The sequence below is a fragment of the Flavobacterium frigidimaris genome (assembly GCF_002217275.1).
In the GTDB taxonomy this organism is placed as follows: Bacteria; Bacteroidota; Bacteroidia; order Flavobacteriales; family Flavobacteriaceae; genus Flavobacterium; species Flavobacterium aquidurense.
On record NZ_MUGV01000025.1, the window covers coordinates 62,503 to 88,087 of the forward strand.

Here is a 25,585-nt window from a genome sequence, read left to right on the forward strand (position 1 = left end):
ATGAAAACAGAAAAAGAAAAAATGATCTCCGGCGAATATTATAATGCTTTTGATCCTGAATTAGTAAAAGGCCGCCGAACAGCAAAAAATCTTTTGCATAGTCTGAATGTCAAAGAATATAGAGTAACCAAAAGAGCCAAAGAAATTTTAAAAGAATTAATTCCAAATACAGGATCTGGTTTTTATATTGAACCACCTTTTCATTGTGATTACGGATACAATATTAGCTGTGGAGAAAACGTTTATTTCAATGTCAATTGTGTGGTTTTAGATTGCGCTCCCGTAACTATTGGATCAAATGTATTTATTGCGCCTAATGTTCAAATCTATACAGCATCTCATCCGCTTGAAGCCGAATTGCGAAAAACATTAGAAAATGCTTTGCCGATTTCTATTGGAGATGATTGCTGGATTGGAGGAACCTCCGTAATTTGCCCGGGAGTAACTATCGGAAAAGGCTGTGTTATTGGCGCGGGATCTGTTGTTACAAAAGACATTCCGGACAACTCGTTAGCCGTTGGAAATCCGGCAAAAGTAATTAGAAAATTAAATCAGGAACCTGAATCAAAATAAATAATGCTTACCTTAAATAAAGTTCACCACATTGCCATTTTATGCTCCGATTATCAAAAATCTAAAACTTTTTATACGGAAGTTTTGGGATTGACGATTATTAGGGAAATTTACCGCGAAGAACGCCAGTCTTATAAACTCGATTTAGCCTTAAATGGCACTTATGTAGTCGAATTATTTTCATTTCCAAATCCGCCGAAACGCCCGTCAAGACCAGAAGCTGTTGGCTTAAGACATTTGGCTTTTGAAGTCATTAATTTAGAAGAAACCATTGCATTCCTGGATTCAAAAAACATAGAATCAGAACCTATAAGAATTGATGAAACAACTGAAAAACGATTTACTTTTATTGCTGATCCGGATGAATTGCCAATTGAGTTTTATGAGCGATAACTAAGTTTTTTTTTGCCACGAAGACACGAAGTCACAAAGTTATTTTTAAAATTAATGAGAGAACTTAGCGCCTTAGTGTCTTTGTGGTATTCCTTTAAGTAAAATAATTTTCCTGTTTTAGTAATTTTAACAAATTATAAAGACCGTTTATTATTAAAAAACAGATTTGATTGCCTAATTTTGTGAAATCGCAAATAAATGTCGCGATCTACAAATCCACATCTGATGAACAAAACGGCGCAAATCAAAAAAAATCATCAATTTATTAAGTTCCGAAAATTAGTTATTGTTTCTATTTTAATTGGCTTTCTTTCAGCCTTTCTCGGAATCTCACTTAAAAAGATAACCGAATATTACGAAGAAATCTTCTTTCATGAAGTTTCGGTAAATCCGATTTTTTATATCATTTTTCCTGTTTTTGGATTATCCGTAATTTATTTTCTAAGACAATATCTTTTCAAAAAGAAAGAAAACAAAGGTATCAAAGAGGTTTTCGAAAGTACCAAATCAGCTTCAAAAAACCTGCCTTCTTATAAAATTCCATCCCACTTTATAAACGGATTATTAACTGTTATTTTTGGAGGATCAACCGGAATCGAAGTTTCTACCGTGGTTGCCACTGCTACCATTGGTTCTGTAGCACAACAAAAAGAAAATGTTTTTCGTCAATACAAAACCGAATTAATATGTGCGGGTGTTGCAGCCGGAGTTACAGCGTTATTCAGTAGCCCGATTGCCGGAATTTTGTTTGCCTTAGAAGTTATTTCGCGAAAAGTTACACGCGCTTTTATCATATCCAATGTAATTGCCGTTTCTATTGCTTATGGTTTGCTTTCTATTTTAAAAGAAGAACCTTTATTTACAGTTTCAATCACAACCTGGCATCTAAAAGCGATTCCATATTTTATTCTTTTGGGAATTTTAGCCGGAATGAATTCTGTTTACCTAACAAAATGCGTTTTGTTTTTTAAATCTCAATTCGGAAAAATAGACACTCATTATTATAAAATCATTTTAGGATCAACGGTTTTAAGTATTTCACTTTTCGTTTTTCCACAATTATATGGAGAAGGATATCACGCTATAAAAGGAATTTTTGCTAATTCTTCAGAAATTCCCTTAACTGTAACATTAGCTTTTACCTTTATTGGAATCTTACTTTTAAAACCAATTGTAACTTCAATTACATTGGCTTCTGGAGGAGATGGGGGCGTCTTTGCACCTAGTCTTTTTATTGGAGCATTTTTAGGATTATTACTAGCTTCAATCTTAAATACTTTTTTCCATGTAAATGTGATTCCCGTTAACTTTATGATTATCGGAATGGCAGCGGTTTTAAGCGCCAGTATTCATGCACCTTTTACAGCAATATTTTTAGTTTGTGGCTTAACAAACGATTACACTTTGTTTTTACCCATTCTTGTTGTCTGTTTAATTTCTAAATACACCGCAAAAATGATTTATCCATATACGGTTTATTCTTATTCTCCGAGCTTAGTAAAATAAAAATACCACATGCCTGTTCAAAAAATAAAAAGAGGATATCGCAAAACACGATACATTCTTTATAAAGAAACTTTAGTTGATTATAAAGAACATTTTTGGTCATTTTTAGGATCATTCGTCGGAATTGGTATTTTGGCTTATCTGGAATCTATTCACTTTTCAGGAAGTGACATGGTTTATTTAATTGGATCATTTGGAGCATCAAGTGTATTAATTTATGGTATCATTCAAAGTCCGTTCTCGCAGCCTCGAAATTTAATTGGAGGACATTTAATCTCAGCATTTATTGGTGTTACTGTAAATAAATTAGTTCCGGATATTGTTTGGATCGCTGCTCCATTGGCAGTTTCTCTTTCAATTATAGGTATGCAAATTACCAAAACTTTACATCCTCCTGGAGGTGCAACTGCTCTTATTGCTGTTACCGCTTCAAGTCAAATAAAAGATTTGGGTTATATGTATGTTATTTCGCCCGTTTTAGTTGGAGTTTTAATTTTATTTCTCACCGCTTTAGTTTTTAATAATATGACTTCGAGCAGAACTTACCCGAGTCATAGTACGTATCATAAACATTATCATAAGATTAGAAAACGCTTATCAGGGAAATAGATTTTAGCAATTAAAATCTTTTCAACAAATCACAATTCCTAATTCGTATTTCGTTTTTTATATTTTACCTTTGACCTTTCAATAAAAACAAAGATTATGGTTTATAAATTTAGAGTAATTCTAGACGCCGAAGAAGATATTTTTAGAGACATTGCAATTCTTGAAGACGATACTCTTGAAGATTTACACAATGCGATCTTCAATGCTTTTGGTTTTGACGGAATGGAAGTAGCTTCGTTTTATACCTGCGATGAAACTTGGAATCAGGAAGATGAAATTGCACTTTTTGATACCGGTGATGTTCCTGGAGAGCAAAGAACCATGAGCGATTATAAATTATCTGATCTCCTGGACGAGCAAAACACCAAAATTATTTATGTATATGATTTCATCAACATGTGGACATTCTTAGTTGAATTGGCTGCTATTGAAGATCAAATTGCTGGAGCTCCATACCCTGAAACATTATTCTCTCACGGAGAAATGCCAGATGAAGCAGGCGAAAAAAGCTTTGAAGCCGATATGCATGACGATATCTACGGTGAATTTGAAGATGATTTAGACGAAGAAGATCTTGACATGTTTGAAGGCGATGACAGTTTTGAAGATTTTGGGTTTGAGGAGAATTGGAATTAGTTTTGAGATTCTAAGGTTCTGAGATGCTAAGGTTCTAAGGTTTTTTATTTTGAGGGTTTTTTCTTATATTTTAATTAATTTTATCAAATTAATTAAAATATATAAAAATGAGCAATTTTAGAAGCCTCCTTATCTGGCAAAAATCAATGGCCTTGACCACAAAAATTTATTTTTCAACCAATAATTTCCCAAAAGAAGAAATCTTTGGATTAACTTCACAAATTAGACGTAGCTCGATATCTATTCCCAGCAATATTGCAGAAGGATTTGGAAGAGAAAGTGATAAAGAACTTTTAGGCTTTTTAAACATTTCTGTTGGATCTTTATTCGAAATGCAAACACAATTAGAAATCGCAAAAAACATATCTTATTTAAAAGAATACGATTTTAATAACTTATACGAGGACAGTCGCGAAGTAGAAAGAATGTTAGTTTCTTTCATTAAAAAAATAAAAGATCGAAACTAAACCTCAGTACCTTAGCATCTCAGAACCTCAGTACCTAAAAAAAATATGATCAACCTTTTCAACACCCACATCGAGACGCTTGCGATACACCGCGTAGGAAACAAAAGCAGAAACGAAGCGATTTTTTTATCGGAACAGCCTTTTAATTTGAATGATGAAATTGTGCCTCTGATAAAAGAGTACTTTTTTAAACCTTTTAGAGAGAAAGAAGAAAACTATTATCAGTTTGCGCACGAAGTCGATTTGGACTACAACGACATGTTTAAGTATGCGACTGAGATTTTTACCAATCCGGCGAATTTACAAGAGATCTCAAAAAAAATTACAACACATTTATTTGAGCAGTCGAATCATCCGCATATTAAAAACGGAGAGGTTTATGTAACGTACTTAACTAATTTAAGTATTGATAACAATGTTGTTGATGCTATCGGAATTTTTAAAAGTGAGTTGCAAGCTGACTTTTTACAATTTGAAGAAAAAGACAGCAACCTGGAAATGATTTTACAGCAAGGTATCAACCTGAGTAAATTAGATAAAGGATGTTTGATTTTTAACTATAAAAAAGAAGAAGGGTATAAAATTCTAACTGTTGATAGTAACCGTTATGATGCGCGTTACTGGTTAGAGCACTTTTTATCTGTTGATGCTTTTGAAGATGAAAACTTCATCACTAAAAAATATTTAAAATTCTGCCAGAACTTCGCAAAAGACGTGGTTTTACCTGCAGAAGACAAGAAAGAGGAAGTAATGTTTATGAACCGATCTGTGAATTATTTCGCTAAAAATGATCAGTTTGAAGAACAAAATTTCCTGAATGAAGTATTAGACAATCCTGACTTAATTCCTGAATTTAAAAACTATAAGGTTGATAAAGGAGAAAAATACAGCATCGAAGATGTAACCTCATTCCCTATTGCCAACGCAGCAGTTTCTGACGCCAGAAAATCGATTAAAAACGTTATTAATCTGGATACTCATATTCAGATTAAAATGGATTTTATCAATCCTGAAAGTGCAGAAAAATTTGTTGAAAAAGGCTGGGATGAAGAAAAACAAATGTATTACTACTTAGTGTATTTCAATAAAGAAGAAAAAAGCTAAGAAGTCATTCATTTTCTATTACTTACTTACTTACTTACTTACTACAAAAGAAAACGGCAGATACAAATTGTTATCTGCCGTTTTTTTATTTAAAATGCTTTCCTGACCTTAAAATAACGTAAACATCGCTTTAAGAATATCATCGTAAACTTGTTTGTCTTTCTCTCCGGCACGAGCTAAAACACGTATACCCGAATAGGTATTAAAAATAAACCTCGCCAATAAACGTGCCTCATTTTTGGTTGAAATTTGTCCTGCTTCCTGTCCTTTTTTAACGGCGGCATAAAACACTTCTTCCATTACCTTCTGATTACTACTAACTATTTTAGCAATTTCTTCATCGTGCATGGCGAGTTCTACAGCAGAATTAACCATAAAACAACCTTTTGTAATGCGGTCTTCCAGACTTTCGACTACCGCCAGTTTAAAAATCACAGTCAGCGTTTCTTTAACGTTAGACGTTGTTTCAAGTAATTCTTTGATCTTAACGTAATTATCGCTTTGATACTTGTTTAAGGCTTTTGAAAAAAGTTTTTGCTTATCGCCAAAAGTATCATACAAACTGGAACGGCTTAAACCTAAGTGCGTTACTAAATCCTGCGCCGAAGTTCCATTATATCCTTTGTGCCAAAATATTTCAATCGCTTTGTCTAAAGCCTGATCTTCATTAAATTCTTTTGTTCTAGCCATAACTTCAAAATTAAATTACTTTACAAAGATACAAAAAATACGGAACAATCATTCCTGAATTGTTGTAAAAAAATTATAATACTGTGTTTACAGTAAGTCCGCCATCAACGACAATTTCAGCTCCTGTAATGAATGATGCATCATCTGAAGCAAGAAAACTAACTGTTTTCGCAACCTCAGAAGCTTGTCCAAAACGTTTCAATAAAATTTTTCCTCCTAAAGCAGCTCCTAAACCTTCAACTTCTTCTTTTTCTAAACCCACTTTACCATATAAAGGTGTTTCGATTGGACCAGGAGAAACCGCATTTACTCTGATTTTTCTTGGTGCTAATTCTGCAGCAAATATTCTGTTTAGTGATAAAACCGCCGCTTTACTTGCTCCATATACACTTGAACCCGGCATTCCTAATTGAGCATTTACAGAAGTATTAAAAATAATAGAACCTCCATCGTTCAATATTGGCAGTACTTTCTGAACTGTAAAATAAACGCCTTTTACATTCACGTTCATAATGCTATCATAATGATCTTCTGAAGCAGAATCCACTGGGGCAAAAGCAGCAATTCCAGCATTTAAAAACAAGATATCTACTTTCCCGAATTTTGCTTTTACTTCTTCTACTAAAGCATCAATAGATTTCAAATCAGATTGATCTGCAACAATTCCTGTTACGCCTAACTCGATTTCGGCTTTTGCCAAAGCTTCTTTGTTTCTTCCTGTTACAATTACTTTTGCACCCTTAGCAACTAATTCTGCTGCTGCTGCATATCCAATTCCGCTGTTTCCTCCAGTTACTATTGCAACTTTGTTTTCTAAATTTTTCATTTTTATTTGTTTTAAGTTATTGATTCTTCAATTATTATGGTACAAAGATACAATAACGGAACGATCGTTCCGTTATTATTGTTGTTAAAATTTAGTTAAAATAATTATATGCTTTAAAAACCCAGCAAACACAATGGTTTTATCTATGAAACAATAAATGAAAGAAATCGGAAATTGCTAAATATTCTTAATTTATGCTTAATTTTGTGCTCTAAATCAAAATCAGATGGATATTCATTTGTTCAACGAAAGTCCCTTTAAAACAATCATCTCATTTCATAAGTTAATTGAATCCTTCGAAGAAATTGCCTTATCAGATGTAGATTACCGCTCGAATTATGCCAAAGCAATTTTAAAGCAAATTGAGTCTATTCCGGAACTAAAAACAGGAATTGAGGATTATTCGATCATTAAAAATAATGAAGCTTTAATAAAAAATATACTGGCCGATTTATTTCCAACTGCTTTAACCCAAAATGAAATAAAAGCAGTTACGATTCCTTTTCAGAATATATCTTTTAATTATACAGAACGTTTCAAAAAAATCCTGCGAAATGCCGGTGATGAGTTTTATATGGAAATTCGTGATTTTGATGATCATCAATTCTATATTAATAACTGTTGCTTAATTCTAAGCAGTTATTACAAACAACACATCGACTTTAACAGGCCTTTTTTCTATGATATTCCGGATGAAGAAGGCATCGAAAAACATTATCGAATTTTGTATAACGCAGATTTTATGGAAATTACTCCAACCGAAAATGCTATACAATTAACTCAGGATGATATTGATAATTTGATCGACAACTACGATGATCTTGAACTTTGGAAATCTAAATTTCCAAAGGGAAGCTGGATATTAAAAGGTTTCGGAATTGTTTCTTTGTTTGATGCGACTACAGAAAGTTCTATTTCAAATTTAAAAAGTAATTTACTTAAGCCCGACACAAAATCAGTCACTACTACTGAAATTGTATCCAATATTTTTAAGTCAATATTTAAAATTCCGGATTTAAGAGTCGGTTTCATTATATACAATACTGATGAAGAAAAATTCATCAAACATACCAAATCAGAAAGTCAGTTACAGAGTTTCTTGCTTTCACACGATCAGGAAATAGATTGTAAAAATGCTTTTTTTGGATGTTCATTTGAAAATTTACTGAATAACAAAGAACCCTTTGTGATTTCAAATGTTAAGAAATTTATTGAAGAATCTGCAAATAAAAAACTGGGTGAACATTTGTTACGACAAAATATTCAAAGCTGTGTTTTTGCTCCGGTAATTAAAGACGACCATTTACTGGGTGTTTTAGAATTGGTTTCTTCCCATTCGAGAGCTTTAAATAGTGTAAACGCTCAAAAACTTGAATTAGTTTTACCGTATTTAACAGATACTATCGATCGTTACAATACAGATATGCAACACCAGATTGAAGCGATCATTCAACGAGAATACACCACAATACATCCGAGTGTTTATTGGAAATTCAGAAAAGAATCTCAAAATTATTTTCAAAACAATAATCCAACAAAAGATTATATTTTTAAGGAAATTGTCTTTAAAAATGTATATCCTTTATATGGTCAAATCGACATTAAAGGTTCCTCTGAGCATCGAAATGAAACTGTAAAAAGAGATTTAAAAAGTCAGCTGAATACCCTTTTAGAAATTTTTGAAAACCAGGAACCAAATACCAATCTGGTGCTGCTGGAACAAAGAAAATTTGAGTTGGAGTCACTTCGAAACGAATTGGATTTTCCGCTTAAGGCAGACACAGAACAGCACATTCAAAGATATATAGAAGACGAAATTCACCCGATTTTAAAGAATACAAAAGGTTCTGCTAAAAATGAAAAACTAGAAGAATTGTATTTTGAAAATCTCGACGAAAAAACAGGCTTGTTTTATCAGGAAAGAAAGAAATTTGATAATGCAATGTCTATCATCAACAAGAAACTAGCTGCTGTTTTAGATAGAAAACAATTGGATGCCCAGCAAATTTATCCTCATTATTACGAACGTTTTAAAACGGATGGTGTTGAGCATAATTTGTACATTGGAGCTTCTATTGCACCAACAAAACCTTTTGATATTATGTACCTGCACAATTTACGTTTGTGGCAGTTGCAGACCTTATGCGAAATGGAATTAGAACATCATCAGCTTAAGGAATCGCTTCCGTATGAATTGGATGTGACTTCTTTAATTTTGGTTTTCAGCGCACCGCTTTCTATTCGTTTTAGAATGGATGAAAAACGTTTTGATGTCGACGGAACTTACAATGCCCGATATGAAGTCGTGAAAAAACGAATTGACAAAGCAAATATCAAAGGCACAAAAGACCGAATTACAGAAAAAGAAAAAATCACAATTGTTTATTCTCAGAATAACGAAGAAACGGAATACTTGAAATACATCAAATATTTACAGCACAAAAAAATTCTGGAACCTGCTATCGAACAATTTGAAGTTGAAGATCTTCAGGGTGTTTCAGGCTTGAGAGCTATACGTGTTAAAGTAATCAACAATACTGCAAGTCCTGCAAAAAAGATTACCTATCAGGATTTATTAGATGAGCTCAATTAATTGAGCTCATCTTTTTTTTATATTAAATGGATTTAAAAGCAATCACAAACGCAATTACCGTTACGATTAGTCCAACCATGAAAATATTGTAGGCAATTCGCAATAAATTATATTTGCGTTGTAAAACTAATCCCAGATAGTACAAATCTTTGATCATGGTTGAATACAGGTAATCACGATCTTTCATCATTTCGTTCATTGCCCAATCGTATTCTTCCAATGGCATTTTGTAGAAATTCCCAAAAAACAGTAAATTAATCTTCTTTGCTTCGATGTCTTCTCGTGTAAAAACACCGGTAGTTACTTTTGGTCGCGTCGAAAGAATGGCAAAAATAATAGTCGTCACACTAGAAATCAGCATAATAAAAGTCGGAATCACCAAATGCGCATTTTTTGGACTGTCTAGTTTTGGAATAATAGACGAAAGGGCAATCGAAATAATAATAGCATTTACAGACAACAAAATATTAGCTTTACTATCCGCAATGCCACTTAATCGTGTATGATTTCCTAAAGTTACGCGAAATAAAGTATCAACACCACGGTCCGGTTTTTCGATTTTATCTTTCTTTTTATTCTCTTCTTCCATTTTATCAGCCTCTTTCTTTTCTTGTTTTTCAATTCTTTTCTGTACCAGAAGTATATTTCTTTCTTTGAGAGGCTGCCATTTTTTTAATGCAAAATCAGTATAAAAACGATGTTTGTTCATTAAAAAACTCATATTCTCTTTTGCCCATTCAGCATTTGAAAAAGAAACATTAAAGGCATTTTTTAGTTCCAGACGTAACAATTCACAGGTAATTTCGTATTCCGTACCCATAAGATGCGCATAATCGGCATCTTTTATAATTTTTTCAAGATGTGTTTTCGGAATATATTCTTTAACAGTCGCTAAAATTAGATTGGATACTTTTTCTATAAACGCATCAGATTGGTCTTTCTCTTTCAAAAAAGCAGTTGCAATTTTTACACTTTCCTTTTCATGATTTTCAAAACCAACAATATATCCAGTATCATGAAACCAAGCTGCCACAAGAAGAAGCTCTTTTTCTTCTCCCTTCACTTCTTCTTTTTTGCATAACTCTTTTACAGCACTTACAACTGTTAAAGTATGATTGAGATTATGATACGAATATAAATTAGAAAGTTTATCTTTGAGTAAATTACTGACGAAATCTTCGGATTGTTCTATAAGATTCATTGAGAATATTTTTATACCACTAAATTATGAAATTGTTTTTGTATAACCATTTTATTACGAAGATTAAAACTTTTTCTTTTGTAACAACCTTACTGCTTTTACTTAATTCCTGTGCGACACACAAAGCGCAATATGGTAAAAATGTAAGCGCGCACGAAACGGAAAACGCAACAGACACCATAAAAATTGCACATACTCTCTATTTAGTAGGAGATGCAGGAAATGCAGATGAAGAACAAGCGCAGCAAACATTAGAATTACTGCACGAAAAGCTAAAGAAAGCCAATAAGAAATCGACTTTGGTTTTCCTGGGAGATAACATTTATCCGAAGGGCTTTCCTGCTGATAAAAATGATTCCCAAAAAGCTTTAGCTGAAACCAAACTGACCAATCAATTAAAATTAACCAAGGGATTTAAAGGGAAAACGATCGTAATTCCGGGAAATCATGATTGGTATAGCGGTATAAAAGGTTTAGAAAATCAATCTGATTTTGTTACCAAATACCTTAATGATAAAAAAGCATTCCTTCCCAGAAAAAGCTGCCCTATAGAAGATGTAAAAATTGACAGTACAGCTACATTAGTTACTATTGACAGCGAATGGTTTCTGGAAGATTGGGACAACCATCCAACAATTAATGACAATTGTGATATTAAAACACGTGAAGCTTTTTTTGAAGAGCTCGAAAGTATCTTAAATAAAAACCAGGAAAAAACAGTGATTCTGTTAATCCACCATCCTTTATTAAGCAACGGATCGCACGGAGGACAATATTCGTGGGAGAAACAATTGTTTCCGTTGGAGAAAAAAATTCCCTTACCTGTAATTGGCTCCTTCATCAATTTACTCCGAAAGACCTCAGGTGTAAGTCCGCAGGACCTTCAAAACAAACAATATACGATTTATGCCAAGCGAATTAAAACACTTTTGCAAGGCCAGAAAAATGTCATTGTAGTTTCCGGACACGATCATAATTTGCAATATATAAATAACGAAAATATCACACAGATTATTAGCGGTGCAGGATCAAAATCTGAGGCAGCACGGGCAATAAATCCAAATGATTTCTCGTATGGCGGAAATGGATATGCAACGCTGACTTTGTTTAAAAGTGGTGATGCAAAAGTAAATTTCTTTGGAAATGAAAACAATCATGAAAAAATGCTTTTTGAACGTGAAATCATAAAAGCCAAGGAAATTAACTGGGCTGCAGATATTCCGAATAAATTTCCACCAACAGTTACTACTTCTATTTATTCCGCTAAGATGACGGACAAAGGCATCTTTCATAAATTCTTATTCGGGCAACATTACAGAAAATATTACAGTATGCCTATTGAAGCCAGAACCGCTACTTTAGATACTTTAATGGGTGGCTTAAAACCTATTCGCGAAGGCGGAGGGCATCAATCTGTTTCGTTAAGAATGTCTGATCCAAAAGGAAGAGAATATGTAATGCGTGCGATGAAAAAAAGCGCTACCGTATTTTTACAGTCTGTTGCTTTTAAAGATCAATATGTTGTCAATGATTTTGAACAAACCTATGCCGAAGATTTTCTTTTAGATTTTTATACTACAACACATCCTTATACCCCTTTTGCAATTGCCAGTTTATCTGATCAATTGGGACTTTTGCATACCAATCCGGTTTTATATTATATTCCAAAACAAGAAGGTCTGAAAGAATTCAATTCAAATTTTGGAGATCAATTGTACATGGTTGAAGAAAGACCTGCAGACAATCATCTTGACGGAAAGAACTTTGGAAACCCAACTGATATTATTAGTACAGACGATATGATGGCCAATCTTCATAAAGACGAGAAATATTCAGTTGACGAAAAAGAATATATAAAAGTTCGCTTATTTGATATGCTTATTGGCGATTGGGACAGACATAGTGATCAATGGCGTTGGGCAGAACACAAAATTGGCGATAAAGTAGTTTACAAGGCTATTCCGCGCGATCGTGATCAGGCTTTCCCTAAATACGACGGAACTTTACTTTCTATCTTAATGAACGTTCCAGCGATTCGTCATATGCGAACTTTTAAAAACAAAATTGATAATGTAAAATGGCTTAACAGAGAACCTTATCCATTAGATTTGGCTTTCTTAAAAACTACTGAAGAAAAAGACTGGATTGAACAGGCCAAATATATTCAGGAACATTTATCAGACAGCGATATTGACAAAGCATTTAAAAACTTACCGAAAGAAGTTCAGGACGGAACGATTGAAGACATCAAGCGAAAACTAAAAAACAGAAAAAAGGAACTTCAAAAATATGCTTCAGAATATTCAGATGTTCTTAGCAAAACGGTAATGATTGCCGGAACTGACAAAAAAGACAAATTTGTTTTAAATCATAACGCCAAAAAAAGTATTGAAATTCAGGTTTACAGAATGAAAAAAGAGGGCGATGAATTGATTTACACTAAAAAAGTAACCGACGACAAAACTAAAAATCTATGGATCTACGGACTAGACGATGCTGATGTTTTTGAGGTTACCGGAAAACAAAAATCAGACATTAAAATTCGATTGATTGGCGGTCAAAACAATGACACTTATAACATTGAAAACGGAACAAAAGTTATTGTTTACGATTTCAAATCAAAAGAAAATACGTACAATCTGGATTCTAAGACAAAAACGGAACTTACAGATGATTATGATGTAAATTTATATAATTATGAAAAACCAAAATACAATGTAATTTCAGGTCTTCCTAACATTGGCTACAATCCTGATGACGGTGTAAAAGTGGGTATTAATGTAAATTATACGGTGAATAATTTTAAACAAAATCCGTATACACAAAGACATATTTTTAATGCCTTTTACTATTTTGCTACTGGCGGTTTAGAATTTAATTATGCTGCACATTTCCCCGGTTTATTAGGTAAATGGGTTATTGATGTTGAATCCTTATATACAACACCAAACTTTGCGATGAACTATTTTGGATACGGAAATGAGACCGTAAATAATGATGATGAACTAGGCCTAGATTATAACCGTGTTCGTATCAGAAAATTTAATGTTTCAGGTGCAATCAGGCACGTTGGTCGCTATGGAAGCGAGTTTAGCGTACAACCAATTTTCCAGAGAATGACAGTTGAGGAAACCGAAAACAGATATATTAACATTCCAAACATTGTAAATCCGGCCGTTTTTGAGAGCCAGAATTATGGTGGTTTAAAAGTAAAATATCTTTTTAAAAATTCCGATTTTGTCGCAAAACCAACTCTAGGAATGGCCTTTATGTTGGCAGCTACTTGGACAACGAACTTAAACGAAACCAAACAAAATTTCCCTACACTGGAAAGTATTCTTGGATTTACCTATAAACTGGATAAAAATGGAAAGTTCGTTCTGGCAACCATTTTAAAAGGAAAAACTATTTTAAACAACAATTATGAATTTTATCAAGGTGCCGCTTTGGGTGGGGATACTGATTTACGTGGTTATAGAAACGAACGTTTTTTAGGAAATTCGTACTTCTCCCAGAGTTCTGATTTGAGATTTAGCATTGGTAAAATTCAACGAACGGTTGCACCTTTGACCTATGGTATTTTAGGTGGGTTTGACTACGGAAGAATTTGGCTTGATGGTGAAGATTCTAAGAAATGGCATCAGGATTACGGAGGCGGGCTTTGGTTAAATGCAATCAATGTGATTACCGCAAGAATTTCTTATTTTCAATCTCCTGACGAAAAAGGACGTGTTATTTTTGGAGCGGCATATAGCTTTTAAGAAAGGTGCTAAGGGACTGAGGTTCTAAGATTTTTTTTTATTAGGTTCAAAGTTACAAAGGTTTTTCAGCCACGAATTCACGAATTTTTATTACAAATAATTCGTGAATTCGTGGCTAACTTTTTTCTTAGAACCTTAGCACCTCAGCATCTTAGAACCTTAAATTATTTTAGTTTAAATTCATAAACGTTTCCTCCTACTTTATTTGTTTTTTCATCGGCTATAAGCAAGGTATTGTTGTCTTTAAAAACTATGGCTTCTTTTTGGGAGAAGTGATTTAGTTTTATTTCGGTTTGAGTGCCTTTATGAAATAAATCACCTTTAAAACCTTTAAACAAGACAATTTTGTCATGGCTTAACAAGACTACTTTTTTACCATCTGGACTTATTGTTGCACTTGTTAACACACAATGATTGTAATTATTGCAAGTTTTAAACTCACCAATTTTAATTGCTTTTTGAGTCCCAGGCTTATTTGCTATTTTATAAATAAAAGCCGTTCCATCAAAACCTTTACTTCTGTTTTTTGTGAATAAATAAAAATAGTTTTGATATTCAAAAAAACCTTCAACATCATAAAACAGCTCTTTTTTCTTTGGAGGAAATTCTGTTTGTTCAGGATATGAAAATGAAATTTTATATTCGGCGGAAGCCTGATCTTTATTCAATTCATTTTTGGCCACTTTATAAATACATAAATCTTTACGGGTATTGTCGTTGTTGCCAAAATCTCCAATATAAATATTTCCGTTTTTATCTTTGGTAATATCTTCCCAATCTATATTTTTTGCATTTGAAACTGTAATAGTTTTAGCTAATTTTCCTTCTTGATTTATAGCATAAATAGCATTTTTATTACCGCTATCTTCCAAGGTATAAATTAGTTTCGAATCAGGGAAATAGGTTATTCCGGAAACTTCTTTTAATTTCTTAGGAAGGGAATAAAGCGTTTTAAAATCACTATCTGATTGCTGTTGACAAGCTAATAAAAAAACAGAAGCTACCAATAGGAGAGACTTTTTCATAAATATTTTAGTTTAATTAAACCTTTCTAAACTTAAAGTTAAGCATTTCAAATAATAGCTTTGCGAGCTTCGACTAAATCTTAGCAAACTTTGCTGTTAATTTTACCGCAAAGCACGCAAAAGTTTTTTATTGGTATGTTTAGAATTGCTTTAATAAGTTTGCAAAGCTATGTGAATAAAACTTTGCGCACTTTGCGTAAACCCTTTGCGGCCTTTGCGGTTAATTTAAATCAGGTTTGTATTTTTAAAGTTACGCGTAATAAATTCAAATGCCGCGAACATAATATGTCCCATTGATTTGGCATTTTTAAATTTCATATCATTGGTATAACGGTACAATTCCATTTTTAGTTGATTCAAATGATCTTCTGTCGAAATGGTATCGTGGCACATAATGTTTAATAACTTTTTAATTCTATTTTCTGCAGAATGAATACGTTTTGCCAAAATAGCTCTTTCTTCATCTTTATACTGAATAATCGAACGATCTTCTAATTTATCTTTTATGAGTTTAATCATCGGATAATTTTCTTTAAAAAATTGCGGGCGATAGACTTTAAAATTCCCTTCATAACATTGTTGGTCAAAATCAATTGGGCGAATTTTATAAACTACCTGATCAAAATCATGAATTGGAACAATTACATAATTGTACGCGCGCATATCGCCTAAAAGACGAATCATACAGCGTTCATTGAATTTTACAAACTCTTTTGCGATCTGGGATTTTTCGGTTTCGGTACAACTATCCAATAAAGTATCCATGAAAACATCACCCGGAATTCCAATAATGTGCTCTTCGATTAAAGTATCTTTAAAAACTAAAAAGTTGATTTTATCAGGCGAAAGAATATCTTCTAATTCCAATCCGTAAATTCTGGAAGCATCTGCTTTTTTAATATAAAAATGAACGTAATTGTCATTGAGAATATTTCGGACTTTAATTCGGAAAGGTTTTGAGTTTCCGAAAGTACAATAATCAATAGCGTCAATATTTAAAAACTGAATAATCTCACTGTTTCCATCAGAATGCAAAAGCGAATAGATTTTTTTCAGATTTAAATCTATTTCATTTCTTTCAAACTCGCTGTAATAAACACGAATCCATAAAGTATCCGTTTCATTTTTATCATACACATTTATAGAACCTGCAAATCGCAATAAATCATCATAGAACACAGATACTTTCGAGATACGTTCGTAGCGTTCTAAATAACTTAAAAGGGATGGTGTTAAAGGATAAGACGGTTTTTTTAAAACCATTAAAGGTTCGCTCATTTTTTGAATATCTTTAGTACAAATTTACATCAATCGTATGATATAAATAAATTTAGCGTAACAATATACAAGTTGGATCGTCATACTAAAAACTAAAACCGAAATAAATTTGGAAACCATACTTACCATTGAAAATCTTAGTAAAAGATACGGGCGTATTCAGGCCTTAAAAAATGTATCTTTTGAAATACAGAAAGGCCGCGTTTATGGCATTTTGGGCCCTAACGGAAGTGGAAAATCGACTACTTTAGGAATTGTACTTAGTGTTGTAAACCGAACTTCAGGCGATTATCGTTGGTTTAATGGACAAATGCAAACCCATGAAGCTTTAAAAAAAGTAGGAGCAATTATAGAAAGACCCAACTTTTACCCTTATATGACGGCTGAAGAAAACCTAAAACTGGTTTGCAAAATAAAAAACATCAATTATGCTAAAATCAATGAAAAATTGGATTTGGTGGGTTTAACCGAAAGAAAAGGCAGCAAGTTCAGCACTTTTTCATTAGGAATGAAACAACGTTTAGCTATTGCATCTGCACTTTTAAACGATCCTGAAATTCTAATTTTAGATGAACCTACAAACGGTTTAGATCCGCAGGGAATTCATCAGATTCGTGATATTATTAAAAAAATTGCCTCACAAGGAACTACCATTTTATTGGCATCTCATTTATTGGATGAAGTAGAAAAAGTATGTTCGCACGTCATTGTTTTAAGAAAAGGCGAAATTTTATATTCCGGTTCTGTTGACGGAATGTCTGCAAATGAAGGTTTCTTTGAAGTTCAGGCCAATGATAATTTACTTTTAAAAACAGCCTTACAAGATCATCCTGCGATAGACAGAATCGCTGACGAAGACGGAAAAATTTTGGTGTATTTAAAATCCGAATTATCAGCTTCAGAACTAAATCAGTTTTTATTTTCTAGAAACATCATTTTAAACCATTTAGTAAAACGCAAAAACAGTTTAGAAGCTCAATTTTTAGAATTAACCAAAAACGCTACCATCCAAAAAAACTAAACCATGAAAAGACTTATCTCTATAGAACTTCAAAAAATCTGGAAAAATAAAGCCAGTCGTATTCTTACTTTAACCTATTTCATACTACTTTCATTTATTGCCTTACTTGCATCTATAAAGTTTGATATTGGTCCTTTTAAATTTCAGGCCGCTGAAATGGGCATTTTCAACTTTCCTTTTATCTGGCATTTCAATACTTATATGGCCGCGTGGCTTAAGCTTTTCCTTGCTATTGTTATTGTATATATGATGGCAAACGAATACAGTTATGGAACTCTAAAACAAAATTTAATCGATGGATTAAGCAAAAAAGAATTCATTTTATCAAAGTTTTTAACCGTCGTACTTTTTGCATTGTGTTCTACCGTTTTTGTTTTTGTAATGAGTTTGATTCTCGGTTTATCTTTTTCATCTTATAATGAATTTGATGTTGTTTTCCTTGACTTGAGTTACCTTTTAGCATTTTTTGTAAAACTAACGGGTTTCTTTTCCTTCTGTCTTTTCTTAGGCATTTTAGTAAAACGCTCTGCTTTTGCATTAGGTTTTTTATTGGTGTGGTTTATTGTTGAATGTTTTTTAAAATTTAGTATTTTTCCAAGACTCAATATGGACTATTTTACGCAATTACTTCCGCTGGAAGCAATGTATAATTTAATCATCGAACCTTTTACAAGATTATCTGTAATTAGAAACATCGGAAATCAAATAGGACTCGAAAATATAAAAGATTATACAGTTCATTATTCATCAATTTTGATTGTTTTAGTCTGGACATTTTTATTCATTTACTTCTCCTACAAATTATTAAAAAATAGAGATTTATAGTATATTTGTTACTATGAATTATATGAAGTTTTTTTTTGTTCCATTATTTATATGCTGCTTATCTGTGAAAGTAAATGCGCAATATATATCTATTAATGATCAAAAAACACCGAAGCAGCTCATCGAGGATATTTTAGTTAATAGCTCGTGCGCTGCTGCTTCAAATTCAACTGGTAAAGGGGATGATTTTAGACCCGGAAAACAAAGTTTTGCTTATTTTAACAGAAACGGAAGCAGTTTCCCATTTGAGGAAGGAATTGTTTTGGCAACATCAACTGGTCAAAGTGCGATTGGACCATTTGTTAGTGAGTTGATCAGTAGCGACAGTCCTAATTGGATTGGCGACAGTGACCTGGATCAAATATTAGGAATTCATTCTATAAATGCCACAGCAATTGAATTCGATTTTATTGCTTCTGCAAACTCACTCAGTTTCAATTATATTTTTGCCTCTAATGAATATCAATATGATTATCCTTGCAACTATTCAGATGGTTTTGCTTTTTTAATCAAAGAAGTTGGAACTTCCGATCCTTATAAAAACTTAGCAGTATTACCCAATACAAAAACACCTGTTTCGTCTGTAAATATTCGTCCAAAAATTGAGCCCGGAACCAGACCTGGAGGTATTTCTTATACAGGATGCGAGGCTTCAAACTTAAGTTATTTCAATGGCCTGAATAGTAGTACAAGTCCCGTAAATTATGCAGGGCAAACTGTAGTAATGACTGCTCAAAGTGATGTAACTGCAGGAAAAACATATCATGTCAAACTGGTAATTGCCGATGATCAAAACAGACATCTGGAGTCAACAATTTTCCTTGAAGCAGGAAGTTTTGCTTCAAAAATTATTCTTGGAGAAGATCGTACAACTGCCAACAACAATCCTGCTTGCTTTGGAGAAAAAATAGAACTGGATAGTAAACTAAAGGCAACAGATTATACCTTCAAATGGTATAAAAAAGATAATCCGACTGCAATTCTAGGAACAAATTCAACTTTTGAAGTCAGAGAAACCGGAAATTATAAAGTTGATGCTACAGTTATTGGCACGACATGTATATTATCCGGAGAAATTAAAATCGATTATGCTTCTGAAATTCTTTCAACAAATACTCCCCTGCTTCAATGTGACGATGATGCAGATGGAATTTCAATTTTTGATTTAAGCAAAGTAAATAATACTGTAAAAAATAATATTTCGACTATTACAAATGAAGGATATTATGAAACCTCAGTCGATGCTCAGGGTAAAACAAATAAAATTGCAACGCCAAATCAGTATCGCAACAAAGCAAACAATCAGATTGTTTATTCCCGACTTGAAAATGAATTTGGGTGCTTTAAAATTGCTGAAGTAACATTACAAATTGCAAATACAACTATAGCAAATCAAAATCCAATAGAAACATGTGACGCAGATGAAATTCAGGATGGTTTTTATCAATTTGATTTGAATACGGAAGTAACCCCTCAAATCATTTCCGGATTACCAAATGGACTAACTGTACAATACTATCTAACTGCGATTGATGCGGTGACAGAAACCGGTGCAGTTCCAAATATCTTTAAGAATACAACCGCTTTCAACCAGACCATTTATGCCAGAGTTATAAATGGCCCTGATTGTTATGATATAACCCCTGTCCCACTTGTTGTAAATATTTTTGACCCGCCAAATTTTGAAGAAGAAACGCAATATTTATGCGAAGATGGTGAAATTACTTTAACTGTGGCACCAGGTTTTAATAGTTATTTATGGAATACAGGAAGCACAGAAAACTCAATACCAGTAGATACTGCAGGTGATTACGAAGTAACTGTAACCAATAATAACGGTTGTAAAAAGACTAAGAAATACAAAATAATTCTATCAGAAAAAGCAAAGATAACCGCAGCAGTTATAAAAGATTTTTCTGCTAATGAGAATTCGGTTTTATTGGAATATGCAGGAAATGGCAGCTATGAATTTTCATTAGACGGGATTTACTTTCAGGATGAACCCCTATTTTCACCAGTAACTCCAGGGATTTACAATGCCATCGCAAGGGACAAAAATGGTTGCGGACTTTCCAATTCTTATCAGGTAATTGTTTTAGATTACCCTAGATTTTTTACGCCAAACGGAGATAGCTATAATGATTTATGGTACATTAAAAATCTGGATCAGCTTCCTGATTATACGATTTCTATTTTTGATCGCTACGGAAAATTATTAAAACAAATGAATCAAAATAGCAGTGGCTGGACAGGTTTGTTTAACGGGCAACAATTGCCTGCAGATGATTATTGGTTTAATTTACGTTTTACAGATGGTCGAATTGTTAAAGGACATTTCAGTTTAAAAAGATAAAAAGTCAGGTACTATCCAATAAAAAGCCTTCTTTATTCCCGTTACTTTTTTATCATTTTTTGGGGTCGCTCAGTCAAAAAAAATCAAAGAATCTTAATTTCAAATATTTAGGAAGAAAAAATAGTATATTTTTCAAAGAAATTAAAATAAAACTTATTTTTGATTTAGGTGAATCAATCCATGATATTGCCATTACCCGAGCCAATGAAAAAAACATTACATTTCATGTTGTTTTTGTTTTGCACTATAAATTGTTTCTCACAATTTAGTAAAACACATTACATACCACCATTAATTTCTGTTGCAGGATTTGCTGCCGATCAATACCTGTACATCTCGACTCCCAGTCTTACCAATGTGAATTTTAAAATCATAGCAAATGGAGGAAGTGTAGTTAGCGGAACCGTTAATAGTAATAACCCCTATCGATTTTATATTGGAACAGGGCTTAACACCCAACTTTTTACACCTTTAATCAATACCGGAGTGATATCCGGCCGCGGATATATTATTGAGGCTGAAGACCTGATTTATGTAAGTGCCAGAGTCAATGCAGGACTGACCATTGATGGTTCTTATAATCATGCAGGAGGACTAGTTTCCAAAGGAAACAGCGCCCTTGGTACCACTTTTAGATTAGGTGCAATGTTAAATCCGCTTTATGATGAAAGCTTATTGAACTTTGCTTCTATTATGGCTACTGAAAACGGTACCCAAATCACGATTTCAAATATTCAAGACGGAACCCAACTTTTGAATGGAACAATTATATCCGGGCCAATAACCATTACCCTAAACAAAAATGAAAGCTATGTGCTGGCCTTAAAAAACTATAATGACGGTAAGGCTATATCAAATAGTTCTAAAATAATTGGAGCATTGGTTACTTCAGATAAACCTGTGGCGGTTAATGCAGGCTCCTTTGGAGGAAGCAACAGTACATTATTAGGTACTAATCAGAATAATAGTACTGCTCCTTTGGGAAGAGATGTGGGTTTTGACCAAATTGTTTCATTAGAAAAAACAGGAAAAGAATACGTATTTATAAAAGGTCTGGGTACAGATGAATTGGAACGTGTTTTATTAGTAGCTCATTACGATAACACAGAAATATTTCTAAACGGCTCTTCTACTTATTATACGACACTTAACAGTGGTGAATACATTGCAATTGATGGAAGCCAATTTAGAAATGGAAGTTTATATGTAAAAACATCTGCTAATGTATTTGCTTATCAAAGTATTGGAGGAAAAACTAATCCTGCGAATCAGAACTTATTTTTTGTCCCTCCTATAAATTGTGCTACACCAAATACAGTAGACAACATTCCTCAAATACAATCAATTGGAAATAATGCTTTTAACGGATTTCTAAACATTGTCACCGAAACAGGTGCTACTGTTTTATTGAACAATGCTCCTATTACGGCTACACCCCTACCAATCGAAGGTACCACAGCTTTTGTACGCTTTAATGTACCGGATTTATCTGGAAATATCGCAGTCAAATCAACGAAGCAAGTATATGTTTCTTATTTTGGAACAAATGGAGCTGCAACCTATGGAGGTTATTACTCAGGTTTTGATTTAAAACCTGAAATTGTAAGTGGTAAAATCGCATTGACTAACTCTTCTTGTATTCCTAATGTATCATTAAAAATCAATTCTTTGTCCTCTTACGACACCTTTCAATGGTACAAAAACGATGTTATTATTCCGGGTGAAAATAAAAACAATTTCACCCCAACCCAACCTGGTTTTTATCAGGTAAAAGGAAGTATCTCCGGATGCGTAAGCGATATTTTCTCAGACAAAATTCCAGTAAGCGAATGTCCCATTAATCTGGACAATGACCTGGTAAACGACAATATAGACATTGATTACGACAATGACGGACTAACCAACTGTACTGAATCTTATGGAGATCTGCCTCTCAATATCTCCAACCCAAATTCAGGTTTGGTAACAACTGGAACGTATTCTAATTCATTTTTAGGTACTATTACCAATACAACACCTGCCGCCGCTGTTCCTTTTGCCGGAAATACGGATGGAAGTTTTGTGACCGAAGTCATGGGTGGAAAAGGTTTTTCCGTAAGCTATAAATTGAATTTTGCCCAACCTATAAATCTGAGTTTAGAATATATCACCAATGCAAATACATCCGATTTACTAAATTCTGATTCCGAATACATTATCAATTCAGACATTAATAAAACTGTCACCGTACTTAATCCTACGAATCAATTATTAATCGACACCAATTATGACGGCGTATATGAAAGTGGCGTTACGCAATTCTCTTCTTTCGAAATTCGCTTCCGATTAAATGGGAATATCCCTTTACAACCGGGAACAGGTACGTTCAAATTCCAGTCTTATCAAACCCAATCGTTTAAAATTACCCATAAAAATCTATTGGATGCTACCGGAAACAAATCAACTTTCAGACTAATTACCACTTGTATACCAAAAGACACTGATGGTGACGGAATTCCTGATCAGTTAGATTTGGACTCAGACAATGATGGCATACCCGATGTCGTGGAATCACAAACAAAACCAATAGCTTTATCTAAGACTGATATGAATTTAGATGGATTAGATGACATTTTCAACCCCTCCGCAACACCACTTGATACCGATAATGATGGTATTCCAAATTATCTTGATTTGGATAGTGACAATGACGGTATATATGATTTGACGGAGTCAGGAAGCAATGCTCCGGATCTTAACAAAGATGGAATTATTGACACAATAGTTTTCGGGACCAATGGATTATCAAATTCATTAGAAACAAATCCTGACAGTAATATCTTAATATATACTGTTTTAGATTCTGATGATGATGGGATAAAAAACTACACAGAGATTGATAGTGATAATGATGGCTGTAATGATGTTATAGAAGCTGGTTTTTCAGATCCAAATTCTGACGGACAATTAGGAAACATACCTACGACAGTAAACTCTGTCGGAATTGTAACCAGCAAGATCGATGGCTATACAACTCCTAATGGCAACTACCTCATAGCAACTCCAATTTTAATTACCAGACAACCCGAAAATCAAATTGTTTGTGAATTGCAAAAAGCAACTTTTAGCATCGATTCCAATGCTGATACTTTTCAATGGCAGCTTTCAACAGATAACGGAAATACGTGGAATGCCCTCACTGACAATAGTATTTATTCGGGAACCAATACGGCCACTGTAACAATCCAAAAAACAAGTCTGACAATGAATGGCTACCATTATCGTGTTTTATTAAATCGAAATAATAATGCCTGTGGATTAACTTCTGCTAATACTGTAAAACTAATTCTTTTGGCTTTGCCAATTTTAAATTCTCCCATTACTATAGTCCAATGCGATGATGATACTGATGGTATTTCCAACTTTAATATAACCGAAAAAAACAGTTTTATTTCTGTCAATTCCAGTAATGAAACGTTCTCTTATTATACTACTTTAGCGGGAGCGAGCAGTAAAGATCCTGCTGCACAAATTTCAAATTCGCTAGCGTTTTCAAGTAGCAACAAAACGATTTGGACAAGAGTTGAAAATGCAAACGGATGTTTTTCGACTGCTCAATTAAACCTGGTGGTTTCAACAACACAAATCAATTCTGATTTTAAAAGATCATTTAATGTCTGCGATGATTTTATCGATACTGCAAACAATGATAAAGATGGGATTGCAGCATTCGATTTTAGCAGTGTGACAAATGATATTCAGGCTATGCTTCCATCTTCACCTGCAAATTATTCTATAAAATATTATGCAAATGAAGCTGATGCCCTGGCAGAAATCAATACAATTACAAATCCTTCAAACTACAGAAACACAATACCAAACCACCAAGAAATTTGGGTGCGTGTTGATAGTAATCTGGACAATGCTTGTTTTGGATTAGGAGCTTACATCACACTTACTGTAAACCCAAAACCTGATATTGACACCAACAGTAATCAGGCCGGTAATAAACTAGTTTGTTCTAATTTACCCTCATTTTTTGTCAAACTCGACGCAGGAATTATAGGCAATACTGTTCCCAGTACTTACAACTACGTCTGGTCAAAAGACGGAAGTCTAATTCCTGGCGAAACCAGCGAAACTTTAGATGTAAATGAAGAAGGAAAATACACCGTCGAAGTTTTTACAAAAGGAGAAAACAGCTGTAGCAGAACCCGAATTATTACTGTAACAGCCTCTGATATTGCCTTTCTCGACTCTGTTACGATTTCAGACTTATCCGATTACAACACTGTTGAAGCAAATGTTTCCGGAACTGGAAATTATGAGTATAGTATTGATGATCACAACGGTCCTTTTCAGGAATCCAGTTTCTTTGAAAATGTTGTTCCGGGAATACATGATCTTTATATCCATGATAAGAACGGTTGTGGAACAATTTCAAAAACTATTGCAGTTCTGGGAATTCCGAAATTTTTCACTCCTAATAATGATGGTTACAATGACTACTGGAACATCAAAGGAATAAATGACACTTTTAATCCGGGGGCAAAAATTCTTATTTTCGATCGGTATGGCAAGCTAATAAAGCAAATTACCGCTTTAGGCAATGGCTGGGACGGTACCTTCACTGGCAGTCCAATGCCCGCAGATGATTATTGGTACACCATAAAACTTGAAGACGGACGCGAAGCAAAAGGTCATTTTAGTTTAAAAAGATAAAATTCTTTTGCTATTTTTATCGA

At 33.5% G+C, this 25,585-nt stretch carries 18 protein-coding genes; 13 read left to right on the top strand and 5 right to left on the bottom strand.

Annotated features, from left to right (window positions below; all coding sequences use genetic code 11):
• From B0A65_RS15450 to B0A65_RS15480, 7 genes are all read left to right on the top strand, one after another.
• Nucleotides 1-573, top strand: a complete 573-nt coding sequence (locus B0A65_RS15450; RefSeq protein ID WP_074659076.1) for a sugar O-acetyltransferase — start codon at nucleotides 1-3, stop codon at nucleotides 571-573.
• A 3-nt stretch (nucleotides 574-576) separates the two neighbouring features.
• Nucleotides 577-966: an SMU1112c/YaeR family gloxylase I-like metalloprotein gene (gloA2, locus tag B0A65_RS15455; protein ID WP_074659077.1), complete on the top strand. Its 390-nt coding sequence runs from the start codon at nucleotides 577-579 to the stop codon at nucleotides 964-966.
• A 198-nt stretch (nucleotides 967-1,164) separates the two neighbouring features.
• Nucleotides 1,165-2,472, top strand: a complete 1,308-nt coding sequence (locus B0A65_RS15460) for a chloride channel protein (protein ID WP_242670289.1) — start codon at nucleotides 1,165-1,167, stop codon at nucleotides 2,470-2,472.
• 9 nt (nucleotides 2,473-2,481) lie between these two features.
• On the top strand, nucleotides 2,482-3,081 hold the full coding sequence (locus tag B0A65_RS15465) for an HPP family protein (protein ID WP_074659078.1): 600 nt from the start codon (nucleotides 2,482-2,484) through the stop codon (nucleotides 3,079-3,081).
• Nucleotides 3,082-3,177: 96 nt separating this feature from the next.
• Complete coding sequence (locus tag B0A65_RS15470; protein ID WP_074659079.1) at nucleotides 3,178-3,717, top strand: IS1096 element passenger TnpR family protein; 540 nt, start codon at nucleotides 3,178-3,180, stop codon at nucleotides 3,715-3,717.
• A 107-nt stretch (nucleotides 3,718-3,824) separates the two neighbouring features.
• On the top strand, nucleotides 3,825-4,184 hold the full coding sequence (locus B0A65_RS15475) for a four helix bundle protein (protein ID WP_074659080.1): 360 nt from the start codon (nucleotides 3,825-3,827) through the stop codon (nucleotides 4,182-4,184).
• Between the two features lie 45 nt (nucleotides 4,185-4,229).
• Nucleotides 4,230-5,288 (top strand): nucleoid-associated protein, encoded by a 1,059-nt coding sequence (locus tag B0A65_RS15480; protein WP_074659081.1) that lies wholly within the window; start codon nucleotides 4,230-4,232, stop codon nucleotides 5,286-5,288.
• Between the two features lie 108 nt (nucleotides 5,289-5,396).
• Here B0A65_RS15480 and B0A65_RS15485 read toward each other — a convergent pair whose 3' ends face one another.
• On the bottom strand, nucleotides 5,397-5,978 hold the full coding sequence (locus tag B0A65_RS15485; RefSeq protein WP_074659082.1) for a TetR/AcrR family transcriptional regulator: 582 nt from the start codon (nucleotides 5,976-5,978) through the stop codon (nucleotides 5,397-5,399).
• 73 nt (nucleotides 5,979-6,051) lie between these two features.
• On the bottom strand, nucleotides 6,052-6,804 hold the full coding sequence (locus B0A65_RS15490; RefSeq protein ID WP_074659083.1) for an SDR family oxidoreductase: 753 nt from the start codon (nucleotides 6,802-6,804) through the stop codon (nucleotides 6,052-6,054).
• Between the two features lie 226 nt (nucleotides 6,805-7,030).
• On the opposite strand from B0A65_RS15490, the gene B0A65_RS15495 reads away from it, so the two are divergent.
• Nucleotides 7,031-9,397 carry a GAF domain-containing protein gene (locus B0A65_RS15495; protein WP_074659084.1) on the top strand — a complete coding sequence of 789 codons (2,367 nt, stop codon included), beginning with the start codon at nucleotides 7,031-7,033 and terminating at the stop codon, nucleotides 9,395-9,397.
• 22 nt (nucleotides 9,398-9,419) lie between these two features.
• Here the strand turns inward: B0A65_RS15495 and B0A65_RS15500 are convergent, their stop codons facing one another.
• A complete protein-coding gene (locus B0A65_RS15500; RefSeq protein ID WP_074659085.1) occupies nucleotides 9,420-10,598 on the bottom strand; it encodes a Pycsar system effector family protein in 1,179 nt (392 codons plus the stop codon).
• A 26-nt stretch (nucleotides 10,599-10,624) separates the two neighbouring features.
• Between B0A65_RS15500 and B0A65_RS15505 the strand changes: the two genes are divergently transcribed.
• Nucleotides 10,625-14,359, top strand: coding sequence for a metallophosphoesterase (locus tag B0A65_RS15505; RefSeq protein WP_074659086.1), 3,735 nt, complete (start codon nucleotides 10,625-10,627; stop codon nucleotides 14,357-14,359).
• A gap of 164 nt (nucleotides 14,360-14,523) precedes the next feature.
• Here the strand turns inward: B0A65_RS15505 and B0A65_RS15510 are convergent, their stop codons facing one another.
• Entirely contained in the window at nucleotides 14,524-15,384 is an 861-nt protein-coding gene (locus B0A65_RS15510) for an SdiA-regulated/phytase-like domain-containing protein (RefSeq protein ID WP_074659087.1), read from the bottom strand.
• Nucleotides 15,385-15,609: 225 nt separating this feature from the next.
• Nucleotides 15,610-16,662: a hypothetical protein gene (locus tag B0A65_RS15515; RefSeq protein WP_074659088.1), complete on the bottom strand. Its 1,053-nt coding sequence runs from the start codon at nucleotides 16,660-16,662 to the stop codon at nucleotides 15,610-15,612.
• A gap of 109 nt (nucleotides 16,663-16,771) precedes the next feature.
• Between B0A65_RS15515 and B0A65_RS15520 the strand changes: the two genes are divergently transcribed.
• The 4 genes from B0A65_RS15520 (at nucleotide 16,772) to B0A65_RS15535 (ending at nucleotide 25,562) form a co-directional block, all read left to right on the top strand.
• Entirely contained in the window at nucleotides 16,772-17,683 is a 912-nt protein-coding gene (locus tag B0A65_RS15520; protein ID WP_074659089.1) for an ABC transporter ATP-binding protein, read from the top strand.
• Between the two features lie 3 nt (nucleotides 17,684-17,686).
• The gene (locus B0A65_RS15525) at nucleotides 17,687-18,508 is read left to right on the top strand and encodes an ABC transporter permease (RefSeq protein WP_074659090.1); all 822 of its coding nucleotides are present in this window, start codon (nucleotides 17,687-17,689) and stop codon (nucleotides 18,506-18,508) included.
• A 22-nt stretch (nucleotides 18,509-18,530) separates the two neighbouring features.
• Entirely contained in the window at nucleotides 18,531-20,861 is a 2,331-nt protein-coding gene (locus B0A65_RS15530) for a T9SS type B sorting domain-containing protein (RefSeq protein ID WP_242670290.1), read from the top strand.
• Between the two features lie 204 nt (nucleotides 20,862-21,065).
• Nucleotides 21,066-25,562, top strand: coding sequence for a T9SS type B sorting domain-containing protein (locus B0A65_RS15535; RefSeq protein WP_074659241.1), 4,497 nt, complete (start codon nucleotides 21,066-21,068; stop codon nucleotides 25,560-25,562).
• The last annotated feature ends 23 nt before the right edge of the window (nucleotides 25,563-25,585 follow it).

Bases quoted from the DNA above. Each gene is read 5' to 3' on its own strand.
- B0A65_RS15450 (WP_074659076.1), top strand. From the start codon at position 1: ATGAAAACAGAAAAAGAAAAAATGATCTCCGGCGAATATTATAATGCT.
- gloA2 (WP_074659077.1), top strand. From the start codon at position 577: ATGCTTACCTTAAATAAAGTTCACCACATTGCCATTTTATGCTCCGAT.
- B0A65_RS15460 (WP_242670289.1), top strand. From the start codon at position 1,165: ATGTCGCGATCTACAAATCCACATCTGATGAACAAAACGGCGCAAATC.
- B0A65_RS15465 (WP_074659078.1), top strand. From the start codon at position 2,482: ATGCCTGTTCAAAAAATAAAAAGAGGATATCGCAAAACACGATACATT.
- B0A65_RS15470 (WP_074659079.1), top strand. From the start codon at position 3,178: ATGGTTTATAAATTTAGAGTAATTCTAGACGCCGAAGAAGATATTTTT.
- B0A65_RS15475 (WP_074659080.1), top strand. From the start codon at position 3,825: ATGAGCAATTTTAGAAGCCTCCTTATCTGGCAAAAATCAATGGCCTTG.
- B0A65_RS15480 (WP_074659081.1), top strand. From the start codon at position 4,230: ATGATCAACCTTTTCAACACCCACATCGAGACGCTTGCGATACACCGC.
- B0A65_RS15485 (WP_074659082.1), bottom strand. From the start codon at position 5,978: ATGGCTAGAACAAAAGAATTTAATGAAGATCAGGCTTTAGACAAAGCG.
- B0A65_RS15490 (WP_074659083.1), bottom strand. From the start codon at position 6,804: ATGAAAAATTTAGAAAACAAAGTTGCAATAGTAACTGGAGGAAACAGC.
- B0A65_RS15495 (WP_074659084.1), top strand. From the start codon at position 7,031: ATGGATATTCATTTGTTCAACGAAAGTCCCTTTAAAACAATCATCTCA.
- B0A65_RS15500 (WP_074659085.1), bottom strand. From the start codon at position 10,598: ATGAATCTTATAGAACAATCCGAAGATTTCGTCAGTAATTTACTCAAA.
- B0A65_RS15505 (WP_074659086.1), top strand. From the start codon at position 10,625: ATGAAATTGTTTTTGTATAACCATTTTATTACGAAGATTAAAACTTTT.
- B0A65_RS15510 (WP_074659087.1), bottom strand. From the start codon at position 15,384: ATGAAAAAGTCTCTCCTATTGGTAGCTTCTGTTTTTTTATTAGCTTGT.
- B0A65_RS15515 (WP_074659088.1), bottom strand. From the start codon at position 16,662: ATGAGCGAACCTTTAATGGTTTTAAAAAAACCGTCTTATCCTTTAACA.
- B0A65_RS15525 (WP_074659090.1), top strand. From the start codon at position 17,687: ATGAAAAGACTTATCTCTATAGAACTTCAAAAAATCTGGAAAAATAAA.
- B0A65_RS15530 (WP_242670290.1), top strand. From the start codon at position 18,531: ATGAAGTTTTTTTTTGTTCCATTATTTATATGCTGCTTATCTGTGAAA.
- B0A65_RS15535 (WP_074659241.1), top strand. From the start codon at position 21,066: ATGAAAAAAACATTACATTTCATGTTGTTTTTGTTTTGCACTATAAAT.